We start from the raw sequence: 16,193 nt of genomic DNA, 5'->3' as shown, positions 1-16,193 counted from the left end.
TACAAATGAAAAATGTTGATAATTTTAATACAAATTGGTTTCGTTTAGATAATAAAAACGCGATTATTACTGGTGGTGCTTCCGGACTTGGCCAATATTATACTCGGGCTTTGATGAAATCCGGAGCTAATGTGCTTGTTGTCAGTCATAGTGAAAAAGGCTGGAAAGAGACAAGTGATTTGGTTAAAAATACCGGCCAAAAAATTGAATTTTTGAAAAAGGATATTACCGATCAGAATGCTCCAAAAGAGATTGTTGCAAAAGCAAAGGAAACATTTGGTCATATAGATATTTTGATTAATAACGCCGGACTACAAAAAAGAAATAAATGGCAGGAATTTAAAGATGAAGACTGGCAGGCAGTAATTAATTTAAACTTGAACGCATTGTATTTTTTGTCGCATGCCGTTGCAAAAGCAATGGCCGAACAAAAATCAGGCAAAATTATTAATATTGCTTCAATGCAGTCCTATCGTGCCGGCAAATTTATTTTCCCTTACACTGCCAGCAAACACGGCGTAGTCGGTCTAACAAAGGCTTATGCCGACGCACTGGCAGCGGAAAATATCCAAGTTAATGCACTGGCTCCCGGATATATCAATACACCAATGACGCAAGCTTTGCGTGACGACAAAGAAAGGAACACTGAAATCCTCAGCCATATTCCGGCTGATCACTGGGCAGATCCATCAGAACTGATGGGAGCTATAGTTTTCTTGTCCAGTTCGGCATCAGACTATATCACCGGCGTTACTCTGCCGGTTGATGGTGGCTATTTATTAAGATAAAAAGGAGAATTGAAAATGAAAGTTGTTGTACCAAAAGCATTATCAAAAGCAGGTAAAAATTATTTAAGCGAACATGATTTCGAATTAATCGAGGCCCCTGATGATAAACAGGAAACAATTTTAAAAGTCGGCAAAGACGCTGACGGAATTGTCTTGATGACCGATCCTTTCGATAATCAAACACTGACAAAATTTACAAATTTAAAAATAATTGCTCGACATGGAGTAGGGTTTGATAACGTTGATGAAAAATTCGCCGGTGAACATGGCGTATACGTCACAATTACGCCAATGGCCAATGCTTCAACAGTTGCCGAAACGACAATCGCCGAAATTTTGGATTTATCAAAGAACCTCACTAAAATATCAGACGAAATGCGTCAAGGAAATTTTGCCTACAAACTTGATCATATGGGTTTTTATTTATCTCATAAAAAGATCGGTGTAATGGGATACGGACGTATTGGCAGACAAGTTGCAGAAAAAGCTAATGCTTTGGGAATGGATGTTTTAATTTTCGATCCCTTCGTTAAAGAAACAAAAATCGGTAAACTGGTTGATCGCGACATTTTGATAAGTCAATCAGATGTGATTACTCTTCATCTGGCAGTCACCGATCAAACTATTCATGGATTTGGAAAACGAGAATTGGAAATGATGAAAAAAAGCGCCTCACTGATTAATTTGGGCCGTGGAGCTCTCGTAGATGAACAAGCCTTGATTGATGCCTTAAAAACAAAGCAAATTAACGGAGCGGCCTTGGATGTCTTTGACGAAGAACCGTTACCGTTAACAAGTGAATTTTATAAACTCGACAATGTTCTTTTAACACCGCATATTGCTTCAAACACAAAAGAATGCATGGAGCGGATGGCAGTCGATTCCGCCAGTGAAGTCGTTAGAGTCCTTTCGGGTGAAAAACCTAAATGGGCAGTAAACAAAATTAAATAACTTTTTTATCTCATTAAAAGATTTTAAAGTTTATAAAAAGACTCGATTATTAGCTTTCTGCCTCCAGCAGCCACAATAACCGAGTTTTTTAGTTATTACCAATCAACTATTCTTTTTACCAAGTTCATCAATCAAAGCAAAAAAACGATCATGGTTAACCTTTGTAACAAGTGTTACCGGTCGACCGTTTTCACTTTCAAATGTTCGGCCTGCAGATTCTCCAGCAATAGAAACATCGCTAAGAACTCGTTTTGTTTCCGCAACATCCAAAAACTGGCTGTATAGCGTTGTCAAAACATCCCACATAAAATAGGTTGAATTGGTTTCAAAGTGCTCCAATGGCGGCACCAAAGCATAACCCTGGCCAATCAAATCAATAATCGGGTATTGACGTTCAAGTGCCCAATGCTGTCTTACAGATCGAGTTAACGGGACCTGGCGGGTACTTTCCAAACCAACCATATGAATTGGAATCTTGGTATCCCAAACGATTTTGACAGCCTCCGGATCCCAATAGGCGTTCCACTCAATCGTTCCATCTTGTTCCGGCTCGGCCACATTGCCACGATTATCCATCGTGCCGCCCATCCAGTACAATTCTTCAATCCTATCGACAATCGTCGGATCACTTTTGATTGCCCGAGCCAAATCGCTTAGCGGACTGGTCATAATTAAAGTGGTTTTCCCCGACTCGGATTTTAACTTTTCAATCAAATCGAGATGGGCCGGATTAACAGCAACCGGAGTTTTAATCTTACCGCTCTCGTTTAAAATCGGAAAAGCATCAAACGAAAAAGCATCCATTCGCCAATCTTTTGGAAACGGATGAGCCGCACGCGAATTCGAAGCCGCCGGTGCGAGTTCGATCCCGTTGCCAAAACGGTCGATTATCTTCCTTGTGGCTGACAAAGCCGGCTCCAAGTATGAGTCTGCACCCATTACGCCAACTCCGGTGATCTTAATGTTGTCCATCTGCAACAAAAGCAAAAGAGACACCAAGTCGTCAACACCGCCATCATGATTAAAATACACGTTTTTCATCTAATCTCTCCTCTGAAAACCAATTATTCTAAGATTATCAAAATGGTGTTGAAAATCTTTATTTTGAAACAGATTCTTATTCTTTTTCAAAAACAGTAATCGATTCAACATGCATCGTCTGTGGAAATTGGTCAATTGGTAAAACCGCTTTGGAAATTCGATATCCCTGTTCTTTGATCAAAACAGCATCGCGAGCAAGTGTAGCAGGATTGCAAGAAATGTAAACGAATTTCAATGGTGCCATCACGCCTAATGATTGAATTAAATCGCTAGTCAGGCCCTTTCTTGGCGGATCAACAAAAACTACATCCGGTTTGACACCGGCATCGGCCCATTTAATAAATTGTTCTGCTGCATCGGCAGCAATATATTCGGCGTTTTCAATTCGATTAGCCAACATATTTTTTTTGGCATCTTCAACGGCCGGAACAACAACCTCGACACCAATAACTTTTCTAACTTGTCTGGCAATCGAAAGACCAATTGTTCCGATTCCCGAATAAGCATCGATTACCAATTGGTTACTCTTCAATCCGGCCAATTCGGCTGCCTTTGTATACAAAACAGCAGTCGTCTGCGGGTTGACCTGATAAAAAGAATTGATACCGATTTCAAAATCAAGTCCCAGCAAAGTATCATGAATAACCTGTTGACCGGATAAAACACGATTATCCAGCCCTAGTTGAACATTTGTCTGTTTGGGATTGTAGTTCAATAAAAAACTGGTTAAATCCGGAATTCTTTGGTTAATTTCTTTAATAATTTCTTTTTCATGCGGCAAATGTTTTTTTGTTGCCACTACCGCCAGCATTGTCTGGCCACTATGATAACCATGGCGAACCATCAGGTAACGCACAATTCCCTCCCGGGAAATTTCATTATAGGCGGAAATGTGAAAATCATTCAAAACATCCCGAGCAATTCCAACAACAACATCAATTTTCGGATCATTTAAATAATAATCTTCAATCGGAACCAGCTTGTGAGAACCACGGCGGTAAAAGCCGGTCACCAACTTCCCTGCTTGAAATTTTACCGGAACTACTGTTTTATTTCGATAATGAGTCGGGTTCTTCATCCCCAACGTCGGCAATATCTCAAGATCATCGATACCAACTTTATGAAACAATTGACGAATTTGTTTGCGTTTAAACTCCAGCTGAGCCGGGTAGGACAAATTTACCAGCGGAGCGATGCCACTAGCAATCATTTCCGGGTGATCGGCTCGAACCCGATCTGGAGATTCCTTAATAATTTCAAGCACTCGTCCAAATGCATAGGAATTTAAAACTCGGGTGATTGCAAACTTAATTCGTTCTCCAGGAAGTGAATTAACAATAAAAACCGGAAAATCGTCGACTTTGACAACACCTAATCCCTCAAAAGTTAGATCAATTACATCTCCGGTTAATTCTTGATTCTTAACTAATTTTGAATAAGTTTTTTTGCTCACTTATCCACTCCCGCCTTTTTCTTAATTTCTTTAGAAGCTGTTTTGAACTCTTCTTCGGCTTTCTTAGCCATTACCTCATCTGCAGTTTGAGCTCTCGTTCTTGAACCTGGTTTCATTCTTGAGGTGACCGAGATAAATTCAATATGCCGCTGCAAATTTTTAAAAGTCATTGGAGCAACGCCACCGAATTCACCGTCAAGATTAACTTTCATTTTATCGTTAGATAAAGGTTCGACTTTGACCTTACTTGTTTTAATGTAAGTTATTAATTTGTCTTTAATGTGGGAACCGTTATTTAAAGCCTTCGTAATTAAATTAAAAAGTTGAGCAATATTAGACTTTGCAACAATTAATAAGGAAAATTTTCCATCATCAAGTTTGGCATCAGGAACAATTTTTTCAAAACCGCCAACTGAATTCGTCAAGGCTAATAAAATAAGACTGACCTGTCCCTCGAATTTTCCTTCATCATAAGTTATCCGAACAGGAACCGATTGAATGCGTGTGATCAGTTCGGCACCCTTGGTAATATAAGCCAAATATCCATACAGAGTTTTCAACATCGAAGGAACTTCATATGTTAATTCAGATAAAGTGCCAAGTGCCCCAATATTCATAAAATAGTTAAGACGAGAATTACCGGAAGTGATTTCACCGATATCCATTTTAAGTGTCTCGTGTTTATTAATAACTTTAGCAGCTTCGACCAAATCATCGCGGGGTATTTTTAAAGCACGAGCGTAATCATTAGTCGTTCCCGAAGGAATCACCGCCATCAAAGGACGCTTTTTTAAAGGGGAAATACCGTTGACAACTTCATTGACAGTTCCGTCGCCTCCAGCGGCTACAATCAAATCAAAACCGGCTTGGGCAGCACGCTTTGCTTCATCGCGGGCTGAAAATGCTTTTGGGGTTGTCTCATAAACAGAAGTTTCATAGCCGGCACGCTCGTAAACTTTCATTATTTTTAGTAAATCTCGTTGAATCGCTTCACGACCAGAGGATGGATTATAAACAATACGGGCACGTTTCATATAAATTTATTATAGGCTATCAAATCAACATGCCGACTGGCTTATAAGCGATTGTAAAACTAATTCAAAATTAAAAGTCGCCACGTCCTTGTCAACTCTTTATCCAATTTAATAATTATTTAAGTTGTTTGGTTCAGGACTTAAAATATAAAGTACGATTTTTGCGATCCTTTTTCGGCAAAACCTGAATATCATTATAAAAGCCCTGATTAACTTTTCGCAAGAAGAGGTTGCCAGCCATGACACGATCGCCAATATAGATTTTTCTCCACTGATCTTCGCCGTACAAATCAGGTAAAGAAAAACTTGTTTCAGAGTACAATTTCTCCAATTTGGAGTCGATTATCTTAAAAATATCTGTAAGTTCTTCCTTCATTTAAAGTACCCCCCTACACGCCTAAAACTATTTGGCTATTTCTTTTTCAACATCAACCCAGCCAGCTGCTCGAGAATATTTTTCCAACTCGTCCAAAGATAAACGGATAGCAGCATTGAGATCGCCGGCGGCCGGGTAAAGTAAATCATGTTTTTTTAAAGAATAATCCAAATAAACCTTTACCCCATCGTTCAAAGCAAAAGGGCAAACACCACCAATTCGGTAACCGGTCATCGTTTCTACCTGATCGTGAGGAAGCATCCTCGGCCTTTGGTTAAAGACTTTTTTAAATTTTTGATTGGAAATTCTGGTCATGCCGCTTGTGACTACCACAAAGGATCGATCTTCAAATGAGAAAGCCAGCGTCTTAGCAATTTGATCAGCTTGAACGTAAAGTTTCCGCCGCCTGATCGACGGTTGCTGTCGGCCTGGTAAACATCTTGATTCGATCGTTTAAAGCGAACTGTTCAAAATATTTCCTCACTCTTTCTACAGTCATGATTGCCTCTAATCAATTAATAATTATTAAAATAATCTTAATACTAATCAGGAAAACTAAATAAAAAAAGAGCGCAAATTATGCGCTTTTTTTACTTCTCATAATTAGAGTTCAATCAAACAAGCTATCTCTTTTTAAAAACTAACTTATTGTTGAATTCAAAGTATCTTTCGAATTTTTAGATACTTCTTTTAGATTATTAGGTTCATCCTGAAAAAATTCTTTTTTCTGATCTTCGAATTGATAAGCTTCTAATGTCAATGAAATCACATAATCAACATTTTCACCATGTTCCCCAAAATCAAGCCCTTTTTGTTCTTCTTTAACATCGACCCGCATTTTCATGAATAATTTGAGAAACTTTATTATTAAAAAACAGATTAGAGCCGTGAAGATAACTGAAAAAAGCGTTGCAAATAACTGAACAGCAAATAATTTAAATCCGCCGCCATAAAATAATCCATTAATACTTATCGAAGAATTAACCGCCCGACTGGCAAACAAACCGGTTAAAATACTGCCAACTATTCCACAAACCCCATGGCAGCCAAAAGCGTCCAAAGCATCATCAATGCCAATTCTGGCTTTGAGAAAATTGACAAAAAAGTAACTGGCAACAGCCGCTAATATTCCAATCCAAAAAGATCCGGCTACAGTTACATAACCGGTAGCCGGTGTAATTCCAACTAATCCGCACAGGGTTCCGTTACATATCCCTGCCAAAGTCGCTTTACCTTTTAAAGACATTTCAATCAGCATCCAGGTAATCATTGAACAAGCTGTCGCGACCGTTGTGGTCAACACGGCCTGCACAGCAATTTGGTTGGCTGCTAAAGCAGAACCGGCATTAAAACCATACCAACCGATCCAAAGAATCGTCGTCCCCAAAAGTGCCCAAGGAAGACTGTAATGTCCTTCTTGTTTACCCTTGCGATAACCGATACGTGGTCCAAGAAAATAAGCCAGAACCAGGGCGGTTACACCAGCATCAATATGAACAACAGTTCCTCCGGCAAAATCAATTACTCCCATTTTGGCCAAAAATCCGTTTGCCCAAACCATATGCACTAACGGATAATAAATAAAAATTGACCAAAAAACAGTAAAAATTTAAAACGAATCCTGCCAACTACTGCTCCAACAAATAAAGCCGGTGTGATTACAGCGAACATCATTTGAAAAATTAAATATAAACTGGTTGGAATTTTTGTCGATGTCAGAGCGGTTAATTTCACCCCATGTAACAAAAGGGCACTGAGACTTCCAAAAACACCGCCGAAATCACCGACGAAAGATAGCGAATAACCGCAAATCACCCAAAGAACAACTGCAAGTCCACACATGACAAAGACCGACATCATTGTATTGACAACATTTTTCTTTGAGCCAAGTCCGCCATAAAAGAAAGCCAATCCAGGTGTCATAAACAAAACTAAAACACTCGATAAAATTAAAAAAGTTGTATTTGCCGTACTCATTATTTCAATAATGTATAACTTATGACAACTTTTTGGCAGTTTTGTGTTAACTAATATAACAATGATTTCTATTTTTTAATAACAGTCACTTAAAAAGTAATTATTCTTTGCCTGCCAGAATTTACCAAATAAATCACAATCTTTTTGCTTCTTTTAAACTTTTAGGTAGTATAATTATTCTGCGATTAAGATAATTAAATAAATTCTTCGGGGCAGGGTGTGATTCCCAACCGACGGTAACAACATTTTGTTGAAGTCCGTGACCCGCGCAAGCGGTTGACCCAGTGAAACTCTGGGACCGACAGTATAGTCTGGATGGGAGAAGAAATAGACGAATATTTCATAGATTCAGTGTAAATTTCATTACACTGAATTATGAGATTTTGTTTGAAGCGTCATCAGTTAAGCCCCATATTTATGGAGCTTTTTTTATTGGCTAATTTAAATAGAAAAAGAAATCGATTTATGAATTTATTTTTTTGGTTAATAAATATCGCGATGCAAAAAGAGATGATAAATTTCAATACCATCTCCGATATTTAATGAAAGGTTGAAAAATAAAACATGATTGAAAGCAGAAAAAAACTTAGAATCTTAATGATTACCGTTCTCTTCTCGGCTGTCAGCTTTATCTTAATGATTTTTCCACAAGTGCCGATTATTCCAGGAGCGAGTTTTTTAAAACTGGAACTCTCGATTATTCCCTTGCTTCTATTGGCTCATTTTTTCGGCATTAGATACGGACTACTTGGTGTTTTGCTTAGATCGGTCCTGCATTTGATTCTATTAAATCAGGGAGTTATAACTTGGATTGGTTTACCGATTAATATTGTTGCTGTCATTGTTTATATGCTGATTCTTAGTTACCTAAGAAGGAAGAACGTTTGGTTAGCGATTATTGCCTCGACTATTGTTCTAACATTAGTTGAAATATTTGCCAATATTTTCTTCGCTTTACCTTTATATGCTGAATTTATGAACTATAACATCGGTAAAATAATCGGTCTGGGGAAATACATACTATTAATGGTGCTTCCCTTCAATTTAATAGAAGGACTGGTTTGGGGATTCGTTTATTATCCAATTGAGAAAATTTTTGAGAAAATTTTCCCCAAACAATTATGATCGAATGATATACACATGTGTCGAGTAACAAAAATAAGAGATCAGTTTAGGATTTAATTGGAAATTATGAACGACGGAATGAATCTTCCAACTGTTCCAAGCTTCTTCCAGATGTTTCTGGAATAATAAAGAAAGAAATAATTATGCAAATCACACCGATCACGGCAAAAATCCAAAAAGTATTTGATAAACCAAAGATCTCAATTAAAATCGGGAAAAAGAAGCCAACGCCGAAGTCCATTATCCACATGCCGAAAGTCGCAATTCCGACCCCCAATCCACGCACATGCAATGGAAAAATCTCGGATAAAAGCAGCCAGCAAACCGGTCCAAGAGTCATTTGATCAACAAAGACAAACAGCATCGTACAGGTGATAACAATATAAGGCAAAATCGAAAGTCCAGCAGCATAGTGACTCAAAATCGCAATGGCAGCTAATATAGTCGTCGTGAAACAGAAGCCGCCAATCCAAGCAAGTCGACGTTTAATTCGGTTAGCAAGGAAGAACATATATATAGTGGTACCCAAAACAGATAGAACTCCGTTACCGATATTGGCAATCAAAGCTGCCTTCGTGCTGAAACCCGTTTTTTCCAAAATGGTCGTTCCATAATACATCATGATATTGATACCGGCCAGTTGTTGCATTACCGCAATCGTAATTCCAATAATTAAAATTCTTTTAATCCAAGGAGTGTGAAAATCGTGCAGGCTCGCATGCCCTCTTGAACTTTCTTTTTTAATGTTTTGTTCAATATGCTTTAAATCCTGATCAGCAGTTTTATCGTCTCTGGTATTTCTAAGAACGACTAAAGCCTGATCACTTTTTTTCTCGATTGCCAACCAACGGGGCGTCTCGGGAATAATATAAGTCCCTATCCAGAGGATAATCGCAGGAATCGCTGCCAGTGCAATCATAAAACGCCAGATATAGGAAACATTAAAGGCGTTTCCCAAAATGCCATTCATGACATAAGCCAGTAATTGTCCTAAAACAATCATCATTTGATCTTGGCATACCAGGCTTCCACGAATATTGGATGGTGCCATTTCTCCCAAATAGACCGGCACAATTCCGGCAACTCCGCCAACTGCTAGACCCATAAACAATCTGCCAATAATCAAAACGTATGAATTCGGTGCGATAGAAGAACCAAGTGTAGAAAAAAAGAAAATTATCGCCAAGACACGTAAAATTGATTTACGACCGTATCTATCAGCCAAACGGCCCCAAATAATGGCCCCAATTGCCGCTCCAAATAACAAAGAGCTGGTGACCAGTCCCTCCATAAACGGAGAGAGATTAAGCTCATCTCCTCGAGCCATAAAAGAAAGAGAGCCATTAATGACTCCCGTATCGTAACCGAACAAAAAAGCTCCAAAAGTGGCTAAAATGGCAATTTTCTTTATATATTTTAATTTTTTATTCGCTGGAATTGTCTCAATAGCTTGTTTCAATATCCCTCCTTTAAAAAATCAAAAACGTAATACGATAAATAAAAAAACAATTGAAGCATTAATACTGCTTTTAAAATCAACACTAAAACCTATTTAATACTTTGTCAATTAATAATGAACTTCTATAAGTAGTTATTGCAATTAGCTATTCAAAACAGCCAATGAAATTTCACCGATTGACCTTTTTTCTTGCCAAAAATTTTGCTTTTAAAAATAAGTATTCAAATAAATCGTTTGTTTCCGAATTCTTTTAAAATCAATTTTGGGAATTATTAGTTACTTGATTTTTTTAATGCAAGGGTTTACACTTAAAAACTGTTGAGCTTTTTATGGTTTGCAATTAATTAACTAATTATGGAAAGGAATTATTTTGAAAGCACATCATTTAAATATATTTTTTATTTTTGTTTTTGGTGCCTTGGGAGGTTTGCTCTTCGGTTTTGATACTGGGATTATTTCCGGTGCATCATCTTTAATCGAAAGTGATTTCAGTCTAAATATCGAACAAACTGGCTTCATTACATCTTCTGTTTTGATCGGATCATCGATTGGGGCCCTGTCTATTGGTTCTTTATCCGACAAGCTCGGTCGTAAAAAATTGTTAATTCTGGCCTCGGTTTTATTCTTAATCGGATCTGGGCTATCAATGTCGGCTGTCGGTTTTGTTTCAATGGTTATCGCTCGTATCATTCTGGGTTTTGCCGTGGGATCCGCTTCAGCCTTAACTCCGGCTTACTTGGCCGAATTAGCTGATGCCCCACATAGAGGATCATTAGGAAGCATGTTCCAGCTAATGATTACCCTTGGTATTTTATTGGCATATGTTTCTAATCTCGGCTTCCTGGGTCATAATTTGTTAGGGCTTCGTGATTGGCGTTGGATGCTCGGATCGGCATTAATACCGGCTTTAATTTTATTCATAGGTTCGATTGTCCTACCGGAATCACCACGTTATCTGGTAGAAAAAGGAAGAATCGATGAAGCTCGAAGTGTCCTTCACCACTTGCGTGAAAAAACCAACGAAGATCCTGATAAGGAACTAGCAGATATTAAAAAAGTTTCCAATCAGCCCAAAGGCGGTTTTAAAGAACTTTTTACTTTTGCCCGTCCAGCCGTCATTGTTGCGATTGGACTGATGCTTTTACAACAATTGGTTGGTATTAATTCCGTTATCTACTTTTTGCCACAGGTCTTTATTAAAGGATTCGGCTTTCAAGCAGGCAATGCTATCTGGATCTCAGTCGGCATTGGTGTTGTTAATTTTCTGTGTACCGTTTTGGCATACAATATCATGGACAAATTTAACCGTCGCACAATCCTCTTGTTTGGATCGATTGTAATGGCAGTATCAATTGGAATTTTGTCCGTGCTTAACTTTACTCTCAGTGTTAAACAAGCGGCCATTCCGACAATGATTCTCATTGCGATATATATCTTTGGTTTTGCCGTTTCCTGGGGACCAATTTGCTGGTTAATGATTGGTGAAATCTTCCCATTGAATATTCGTGGAGTCGGCACATCGATAGGATCAGCTGCTAACTGGATTGCAAACTTTATTGTTTCTCAATTCTTTCTCGTATTATTGGCAACTTTCCATTACAATGTCGGTGGGCCGTTTGCAATCTTCACTTTCTTTGCCATTCTTTCAATATTCTTCGTGATCTATCTCGTTCCAGAAACCAGAGGAAAATCACTTGAGCAAATTGAAATGGATATGCGTCGTAAGCCGCTGCCAAAGAAAAACTGAAAATCAATAAACGATTAAATGATTGAACTTTAAACGGTTCAATCATTTTTTATATTTAATTTATATGTAAACATGCGATAATTAGTCGAACTCTCTACACTTAAGCTATGGACAACCAACAGATACTTATAAAACTGGATCAAGGACTTATAAGTTTTGCTAATGCTTTTCGACAACAATTTCCCATTCGGTCGTCAAGCCCCGATCAAAAAATTATTAATAAGAATAATCATCGGTCTTCTATAGAAGATGCCGCACAAGTTTGTTATCAAACACTCAAACAGCTCCAAAAAAATCGAACGATTCAAAAACAAGAACTATTAAACTTCCGGAATCAACTTTATACATTAAAGGGCTCTTTGGAAGGGTCGTCAGTCTATTTAAGTATTGAAAAGCAGGCCAAGATTGACCAATTATTGAAGCAATTGAGAGAGTTAAGCACTTTAGCCGAGCAAATGAGACCCGACTGATTTGAGCTCAATTTTTTATCGCTTTAATCTGATTTAAATCTTCAATGATAAAATAAACATTTGTAAGCGTTTAGATAAACATTAGTTGTTTCGTTTAATAAGATATTTTCCTCAACCAAAATGAAGGCTTACAAAATCAAAAAATAAAGTTATATTTACTTACGATTGCGATACTGAACATAAAATAATTTCTATCGTGAGTTTTGCGTTTTTATGCCCGACACTAGAAATCTCGATAACAAAAAATCAAACCAAGAGGTTCATTAATGGAAAAATCAGATTTTAAAGTCACTAAATGGGAAGAGAAGGCAATCGAAAACGAAACAGATCTTTTTCCGGTCCATACAGTTGAAGTAGAGTATAAAATTTCCGGCATTTTAGAGGGGATTGCCTACCTGCAGTATCTCCTTTATTATCTTGAAGAGGACGTTGATGGCCAACAGGCAGAGGCCAGGGTTTCTGGTTTTTTTCACTTTAAAGGAATTTACAAAAACAGGGAAGGAACTTTTACCGCTTGTGAAAACGGCACCTTTGAAGAAGGAAGACTGAATATTAACGCTCAAATAGTTAATGCGACCGAACAATTAAAGGGTTTGGATGGAACTTATAAATATAATTTCCAAGGTAAATCAAGCGAACTTTTGCTTGATTTCAAACTTAGTGATCAGGATTGAAAAAATAGTAAATTCAACGGAAAACTTGACCGAAATCCAACTCGTTATAATAATCTTTTTGGAAAATAATTAATTCCTCTTTAATAAAAAACGTGTGGTTATATGAACTGATCAACTGTTTAAAACACCGCAAAAGCAACTAAAACTGCTTTATTCCGCGATTATAATCCGGAACATAAAGATTTAATATTTAATTATCGTTATTTTAATTTGACCTCAAAAAAACCGGTAACAGTATTTTATCGACAATTTCTGTGAGAGATTCTTTAGGCACTATTCCGCGAGTTGAAATTACTTCATTCAATAATAATAAAAACGGAAGTTCTAAAACTCTTTGAGATAGCTGATTGATTTTTAATTCTCCGCGTTTCTCTGCCCTTTGAAGAATAATTACAATAAATTTTTGTAGGGCGTTATTTTCGTCCACTCTTCCAAAAACCTTATCGATAGACGTGTCACGTAAACGGTCAAGCAGCAATCCCTCGAATTTTCCGCTAGTTAAGAATTCTAACTGATTTACCAACTGTTCAAATAGTTTAACAAGATCGTCACGCAAATTTCCGCTATTGGGAATGTGCATTTTTGGTCTGGGTACGAACTTAGAAAAAGCACTAACTACAAGCAAAGATTTGTTTGGCCAACGCCTATAAATAGTTGTTTTGTTCGTACCGGCTAAACTAGCAATCTCTGTAATGGTTAAATCTTTATAACCAACTTTATTTAATTGATCCCAAGCTGCAGTTAGAATCGTATTTTCTAATTTCTCACCACGACGACGAGTTTGTTTTTGTGTTTCCATCTGAAAACTCCTCCTTGTATTCTTAAAAACAATGAGTTATATTACTTAAGGTACTTAAGTACCTTAAGTAATAAAGTAAATGAGGTTGTAATAATGAACAAAGAAAATAATCGTCACGAGATTGTCAAAATTGCCTTTATCTTAATATTAGGCGCTATCGCACCAATGCTTGACACAACTATGACTAACGTAGCAATTAACACCATTATGAATGATTTAAACAGTTCTGTCCACGTCGTCCAATGGGTCACGACTGGCTATATACTTTCCCTTGGTATTACCGTTCTTTTTACGGGCTGGGCTTCAGATAGATTCAGTGGAAAAAATCTTTATATAGCCGGCATTATTTTGTTTTTAATCGGTTCGATATTTTCCGGAATTGCTTCAAATATTGATATTTTAATCATTGGTCGATTAATTCAAGGTGCTGGATCAGGAATAGTTGTTTCCTTGTTATCGACATTGATTGTTCGCGCAGCAGGTGGGAAAAATTTGGGAAGTTTGATGGCTATCGTGGGTTTGCCCGCCGTATTAATACCTATATTAGGACCAACGATTGGTGGATATATTATTGATCAATTAAACTGGCGCTGGATTTTTTATGTTAATATTCCAATCGTTGCCGTTTCGATTGCTTTAGTAATTTGGCTCATGCCAAAATTTCCTGCTTCTAAAAAATATGGTAAAAGTTTTGACTGGATTGGTTTTCTGATATTAGGAGGAATGTTCTCTTCTTTAATTCTAGGTATTGTTAAATTCAGTAATTATGGCAATCTATCGTCTGCAAACGTTCTAATACCACTATTTATCGGAATTGATTTACTAGTTGCTTATGTTATTTACGCACAAAAGTTCTCCAAACATGCATTAGTTAGTCTAAGTTTGTTTAAATCAATTAACTTTTCAGGAGCTACAGTGATTCTTTTAATGTCTGGAATCACGGTTAATGGTGCCATGTTTCTTCTGCCTCTGTATTTGCAAAATGTTCGTGGCTTAAGCGTTGTCTGGTCAGGAACCTACTTAATTTTTCAGGGAGTTGGTTTGTTGGTGTCGAGGACCCAAATAGGCAAACTAACCGATCGTATTGGAACTCGTTGGGTTGTTCTGGTCTCCGTTGTTATTGCAGTATTAAGCACTCTGCCTTTTGCTTTCTTTGATGATAATACCAGTAAATATTTAATTTGGCTGATGCTTTTCTTTCGTGGGATTGGCCAAGGTGGATTAACGATTCCAGTTATGTCCGATTCCTATAGCGGCATAGCAGCTGAGCAGGTTCCCGAAGCCACCACAGCAACCAGGACATTACAAAATGTCGGAGGCGCTTTTGGATCGGCAATTTTAGCAACAGTTATTCAGAGTCAAACAAACGGACTAGTACCAACAGTTTCAAATCTGTCGAATGCCTATCACATGGCTTTTATCTGGTCAATTGCAATAACGGCGGCGGCTGCTATTCCAGCTTGGTTCCTGTCCCATCATAAAGACCTAAAAAAACAAGAAAACAAAAACATTGTAAAAGGAGCAGACCGATGATAATTATTATCAGTTTAATCTGTATTATTGGAATTATTCTATTAGCTTTATTAGGAAACATTCCACACCGAATAACTATTGGAGCCATTTTAATAATTACTTTATTAGCCTCCCAAACTTTGTTGATCGCCGATACACATTATCACTGGGGAACAGAATTAAAGGTAATGAGTTCTAAAAAAACTATTTATCCATTGGTTAATTTTCCAGGATCAAATCACATTTTGGTTTATCAAAACATCAACCAAGGCAAGGAACAAAAACAAATTTATGTCTACAAAGGCAGTACTCAATCGCATAAAAGCCAAACAACCTATTCAAACGGTATAACTGTTAAGCTGCTTATCAATCAATCTCAAAAAAACGCTTCAAGAATTAAATCAGTTAGTCAATACCGTTACACAAATAAAGCCGATCAAATACTTTTTGCCGGAATAATCAACAATCATCAAATTAAAAAAAATACCGTTAGTTTCGTTCTTCCCCGCAATTGGTTCGTAATTTCTAAAACAAATCTAGTTAAAGCAGGAAAAGATATTAAGAAAAATACGAAAAAAACGGTCTCAAAACAATTGAAGGACTATTTGCAAGAGCATCCCAAAGAAGCTACTAATAAATCAGCCATTCAAAGAGAAGAAAACGAGTTACTGAAAAAATATACTAAAAAAACATTAGTCAAATATTCTAAAAACTGAACAGATAGTTTTTTAGAATTTCTTTATTTTTAAATTTAAGAGTTTCAACAGAAAAATATAAATTACGCGAA

Annotated in this window: 15 protein-coding genes, 1 pseudogene and 1 riboswitch; of the genes and pseudogenes, 8 read left to right on the top strand and 8 right to left on the bottom strand. The window is 37.3% G+C overall.

Annotated elements, in window-relative coordinates:
• Window positions 1–5: 5 nt before the first annotated feature.
• Window positions 6–788 carry a glucose 1-dehydrogenase gene (locus A3G9_RS0100370; RefSeq protein WP_002821639.1) on the top strand — a complete coding sequence of 261 codons (783 nt, stop codon included), beginning with the start codon at window positions 6–8 and terminating at the stop codon, window positions 786–788.
• A gap of 15 nt (window positions 789–803) precedes the next feature.
• Window positions 804–1,739 carry a phosphoglycerate dehydrogenase gene (locus tag A3G9_RS0100365; protein WP_002821638.1) on the top strand — a complete coding sequence of 312 codons (936 nt, stop codon included), beginning with the start codon at window positions 804–806 and terminating at the stop codon, window positions 1,737–1,739.
• Between the two features lie 102 nt (window positions 1,740–1,841).
• On the opposite strand, the gene A3G9_RS0100360 is transcribed toward A3G9_RS0100365, so the two are convergent.
• The 6 genes and pseudogenes from A3G9_RS0100360 to A3G9_RS01000000109315 all read right to left on the bottom strand — a co-directional run bounded on the left by A3G9_RS0100360 (window position 1,842) and on the right by A3G9_RS01000000109315 (window position 7,620).
• A complete protein-coding gene (locus A3G9_RS0100360; RefSeq protein WP_002819498.1) occupies window positions 1,842–2,780 on the bottom strand; it encodes a nucleoside hydrolase in 939 nt (312 codons plus the stop codon).
• A gap of 76 nt (window positions 2,781–2,856) precedes the next feature.
• Window positions 2,857–4,233 (bottom strand): 23S rRNA (uracil(1939)-C(5))-methyltransferase RlmD, encoded by a 1,377-nt coding sequence (rlmD, locus tag A3G9_RS0100350; RefSeq protein ID WP_002821637.1) that lies wholly within the window; start codon window positions 4,231–4,233, stop codon window positions 2,857–2,859.
• Window positions 4,230–5,267 (bottom strand): diacylglycerol kinase family lipid kinase, encoded by a 1,038-nt coding sequence (locus tag A3G9_RS0100345; protein ID WP_002821636.1) that lies wholly within the window; start codon window positions 5,265–5,267, stop codon window positions 4,230–4,232. The genes rlmD and A3G9_RS0100345 overlap by 4 nt, the downstream gene beginning before the upstream one ends.
• Window positions 5,268–5,400: 133 nt before the next feature.
• Window positions 5,401–5,643: a single-stranded DNA-binding protein gene (locus A3G9_RS0100340; protein ID WP_002819501.1), complete on the bottom strand. Its 243-nt coding sequence runs from the start codon at window positions 5,641–5,643 to the stop codon at window positions 5,401–5,403.
• Between the two features lie 27 nt (window positions 5,644–5,670).
• Window positions 5,671–6,006: a YbaK/EbsC family protein gene (locus A3G9_RS01000000109320; protein WP_236608179.1), complete on the bottom strand. Its 336-nt coding sequence runs from the start codon at window positions 6,004–6,006 to the stop codon at window positions 5,671–5,673.
• 277 nt (window positions 6,007–6,283) lie between these two features.
• A pseudogene (locus A3G9_RS01000000109315) lies at window positions 6,284–7,620 on the bottom strand (ammonium transporter).
• 199 nt (window positions 7,621–7,819) lie between these two features.
• Window positions 7,820–7,951: riboswitch (FMN riboswitch) on the top strand.
• Between the two features lie 233 nt (window positions 7,952–8,184).
• On the opposite strand from A3G9_RS01000000109315, the gene A3G9_RS0100325 reads away from it, so the two are divergent.
• Window positions 8,185–8,745 (top strand): ECF transporter S component, encoded by a 561-nt coding sequence (locus A3G9_RS0100325; protein ID WP_002821634.1) that lies wholly within the window; start codon window positions 8,185–8,187, stop codon window positions 8,743–8,745.
• A 64-nt stretch (window positions 8,746–8,809) separates the two neighbouring features.
• Here A3G9_RS0100325 and A3G9_RS0100320 read toward each other — a convergent pair whose 3' ends face one another.
• A complete protein-coding gene (locus A3G9_RS0100320) occupies window positions 8,810–10,204 on the bottom strand; it encodes a sugar porter family MFS transporter (RefSeq protein WP_002821633.1) in 1,395 nt (464 codons plus the stop codon).
• Window positions 10,205–10,574: 370 nt separating this feature from the next.
• Here A3G9_RS0100320 and A3G9_RS0100315 point away from each other — a divergent pair, with 370 nt between their 5' ends.
• The 3 genes from A3G9_RS0100315 to A3G9_RS0100305 all read left to right on the top strand — a co-directional run bounded on the left by A3G9_RS0100315 (window position 10,575) and on the right by A3G9_RS0100305 (window position 13,095).
• Window positions 10,575–11,951, top strand: a complete 1,377-nt coding sequence (locus A3G9_RS0100315; RefSeq protein WP_002821632.1) for a sugar porter family MFS transporter — start codon at window positions 10,575–10,577, stop codon at window positions 11,949–11,951.
• Window positions 11,952–12,058: 107 nt separating this feature from the next.
• Window positions 12,059–12,421: a hypothetical protein gene (locus A3G9_RS0100310; RefSeq protein WP_002821631.1), complete on the top strand. Its 363-nt coding sequence runs from the start codon at window positions 12,059–12,061 to the stop codon at window positions 12,419–12,421.
• 266 nt (window positions 12,422–12,687) lie between these two features.
• On the top strand, window positions 12,688–13,095 hold the full coding sequence (locus A3G9_RS0100305; protein WP_002821630.1) for a DUF3224 domain-containing protein: 408 nt from the start codon (window positions 12,688–12,690) through the stop codon (window positions 13,093–13,095).
• 205 nt (window positions 13,096–13,300) lie between these two features.
• On the opposite strand, the gene A3G9_RS0100300 is transcribed toward A3G9_RS0100305, so the two are convergent.
• Window positions 13,301–13,894, bottom strand: a complete 594-nt coding sequence (locus A3G9_RS0100300; protein ID WP_002819515.1) for a TetR/AcrR family transcriptional regulator — start codon at window positions 13,892–13,894, stop codon at window positions 13,301–13,303.
• A gap of 93 nt (window positions 13,895–13,987) precedes the next feature.
• On the opposite strand from A3G9_RS0100300, the gene A3G9_RS0100295 reads away from it, so the two are divergent.
• On the top strand, window positions 13,988–15,427 hold the full coding sequence (locus A3G9_RS0100295) for an MDR family MFS transporter (protein ID WP_002821629.1): 1,440 nt from the start codon (window positions 13,988–13,990) through the stop codon (window positions 15,425–15,427).
• On the top strand, window positions 15,424–16,122 hold the full coding sequence (locus A3G9_RS0100290; protein ID WP_002821628.1) for a DUF4811 domain-containing protein: 699 nt from the start codon (window positions 15,424–15,426) through the stop codon (window positions 16,120–16,122). The genes A3G9_RS0100295 and A3G9_RS0100290 overlap by 4 nt, the downstream gene beginning before the upstream one ends.
• The last annotated feature ends 71 nt before the right edge of the window (window positions 16,123–16,193 follow it).

The organism is Oenococcus oeni DSM 20252 = AWRIB129, assembly GCF_000372485.1.
GTDB classification, from domain to species: Bacteria; Bacillota; Bacilli; order Lactobacillales; family Lactobacillaceae; genus Oenococcus; species Oenococcus oeni.
This window is presented reverse-complemented; position numbering and strand designations above follow the sequence as displayed.

Bases quoted from the DNA above. Each gene is read 5' to 3' on its own strand.
- A3G9_RS0100370 (WP_002821639.1), top strand. From the start codon at position 6: ATGAAAAATGTTGATAATTTTAATACAAATTGGTTTCGTTTAGATAAT.
- A3G9_RS0100365 (WP_002821638.1), top strand. From the start codon at position 804: ATGAAAGTTGTTGTACCAAAAGCATTATCAAAAGCAGGTAAAAATTAT.
- A3G9_RS0100360 (WP_002819498.1), bottom strand. From the start codon at position 2,780: ATGAAAAACGTGTATTTTAATCATGATGGCGGTGTTGACGACTTGGTG.
- A3G9_RS0100345 (WP_002821636.1), bottom strand. From the start codon at position 5,267: ATGAAACGTGCCCGTATTGTTTATAATCCATCCTCTGGTCGTGAAGCG.
- A3G9_RS0100340 (WP_002819501.1), bottom strand. From the start codon at position 5,643: ATGAAGGAAGAACTTACAGATATTTTTAAGATAATCGACTCCAAATTG.
- A3G9_RS0100325 (WP_002821634.1), top strand. From the start codon at position 8,185: ATGATTGAAAGCAGAAAAAAACTTAGAATCTTAATGATTACCGTTCTC.
- A3G9_RS0100310 (WP_002821631.1), top strand. From the start codon at position 12,059: ATGGACAACCAACAGATACTTATAAAACTGGATCAAGGACTTATAAGT.
- A3G9_RS0100305 (WP_002821630.1), top strand. From the start codon at position 12,688: ATGGAAAAATCAGATTTTAAAGTCACTAAATGGGAAGAGAAGGCAATC.
- A3G9_RS0100300 (WP_002819515.1), bottom strand. From the start codon at position 13,894: ATGGAAACACAAAAACAAACTCGTCGTCGTGGTGAGAAATTAGAAAAT.
- A3G9_RS0100295 (WP_002821629.1), top strand. From the start codon at position 13,988: ATGAACAAAGAAAATAATCGTCACGAGATTGTCAAAATTGCCTTTATC.
- A3G9_RS0100290 (WP_002821628.1), top strand. From the start codon at position 15,424: ATGATAATTATTATCAGTTTAATCTGTATTATTGGAATTATTCTATTA.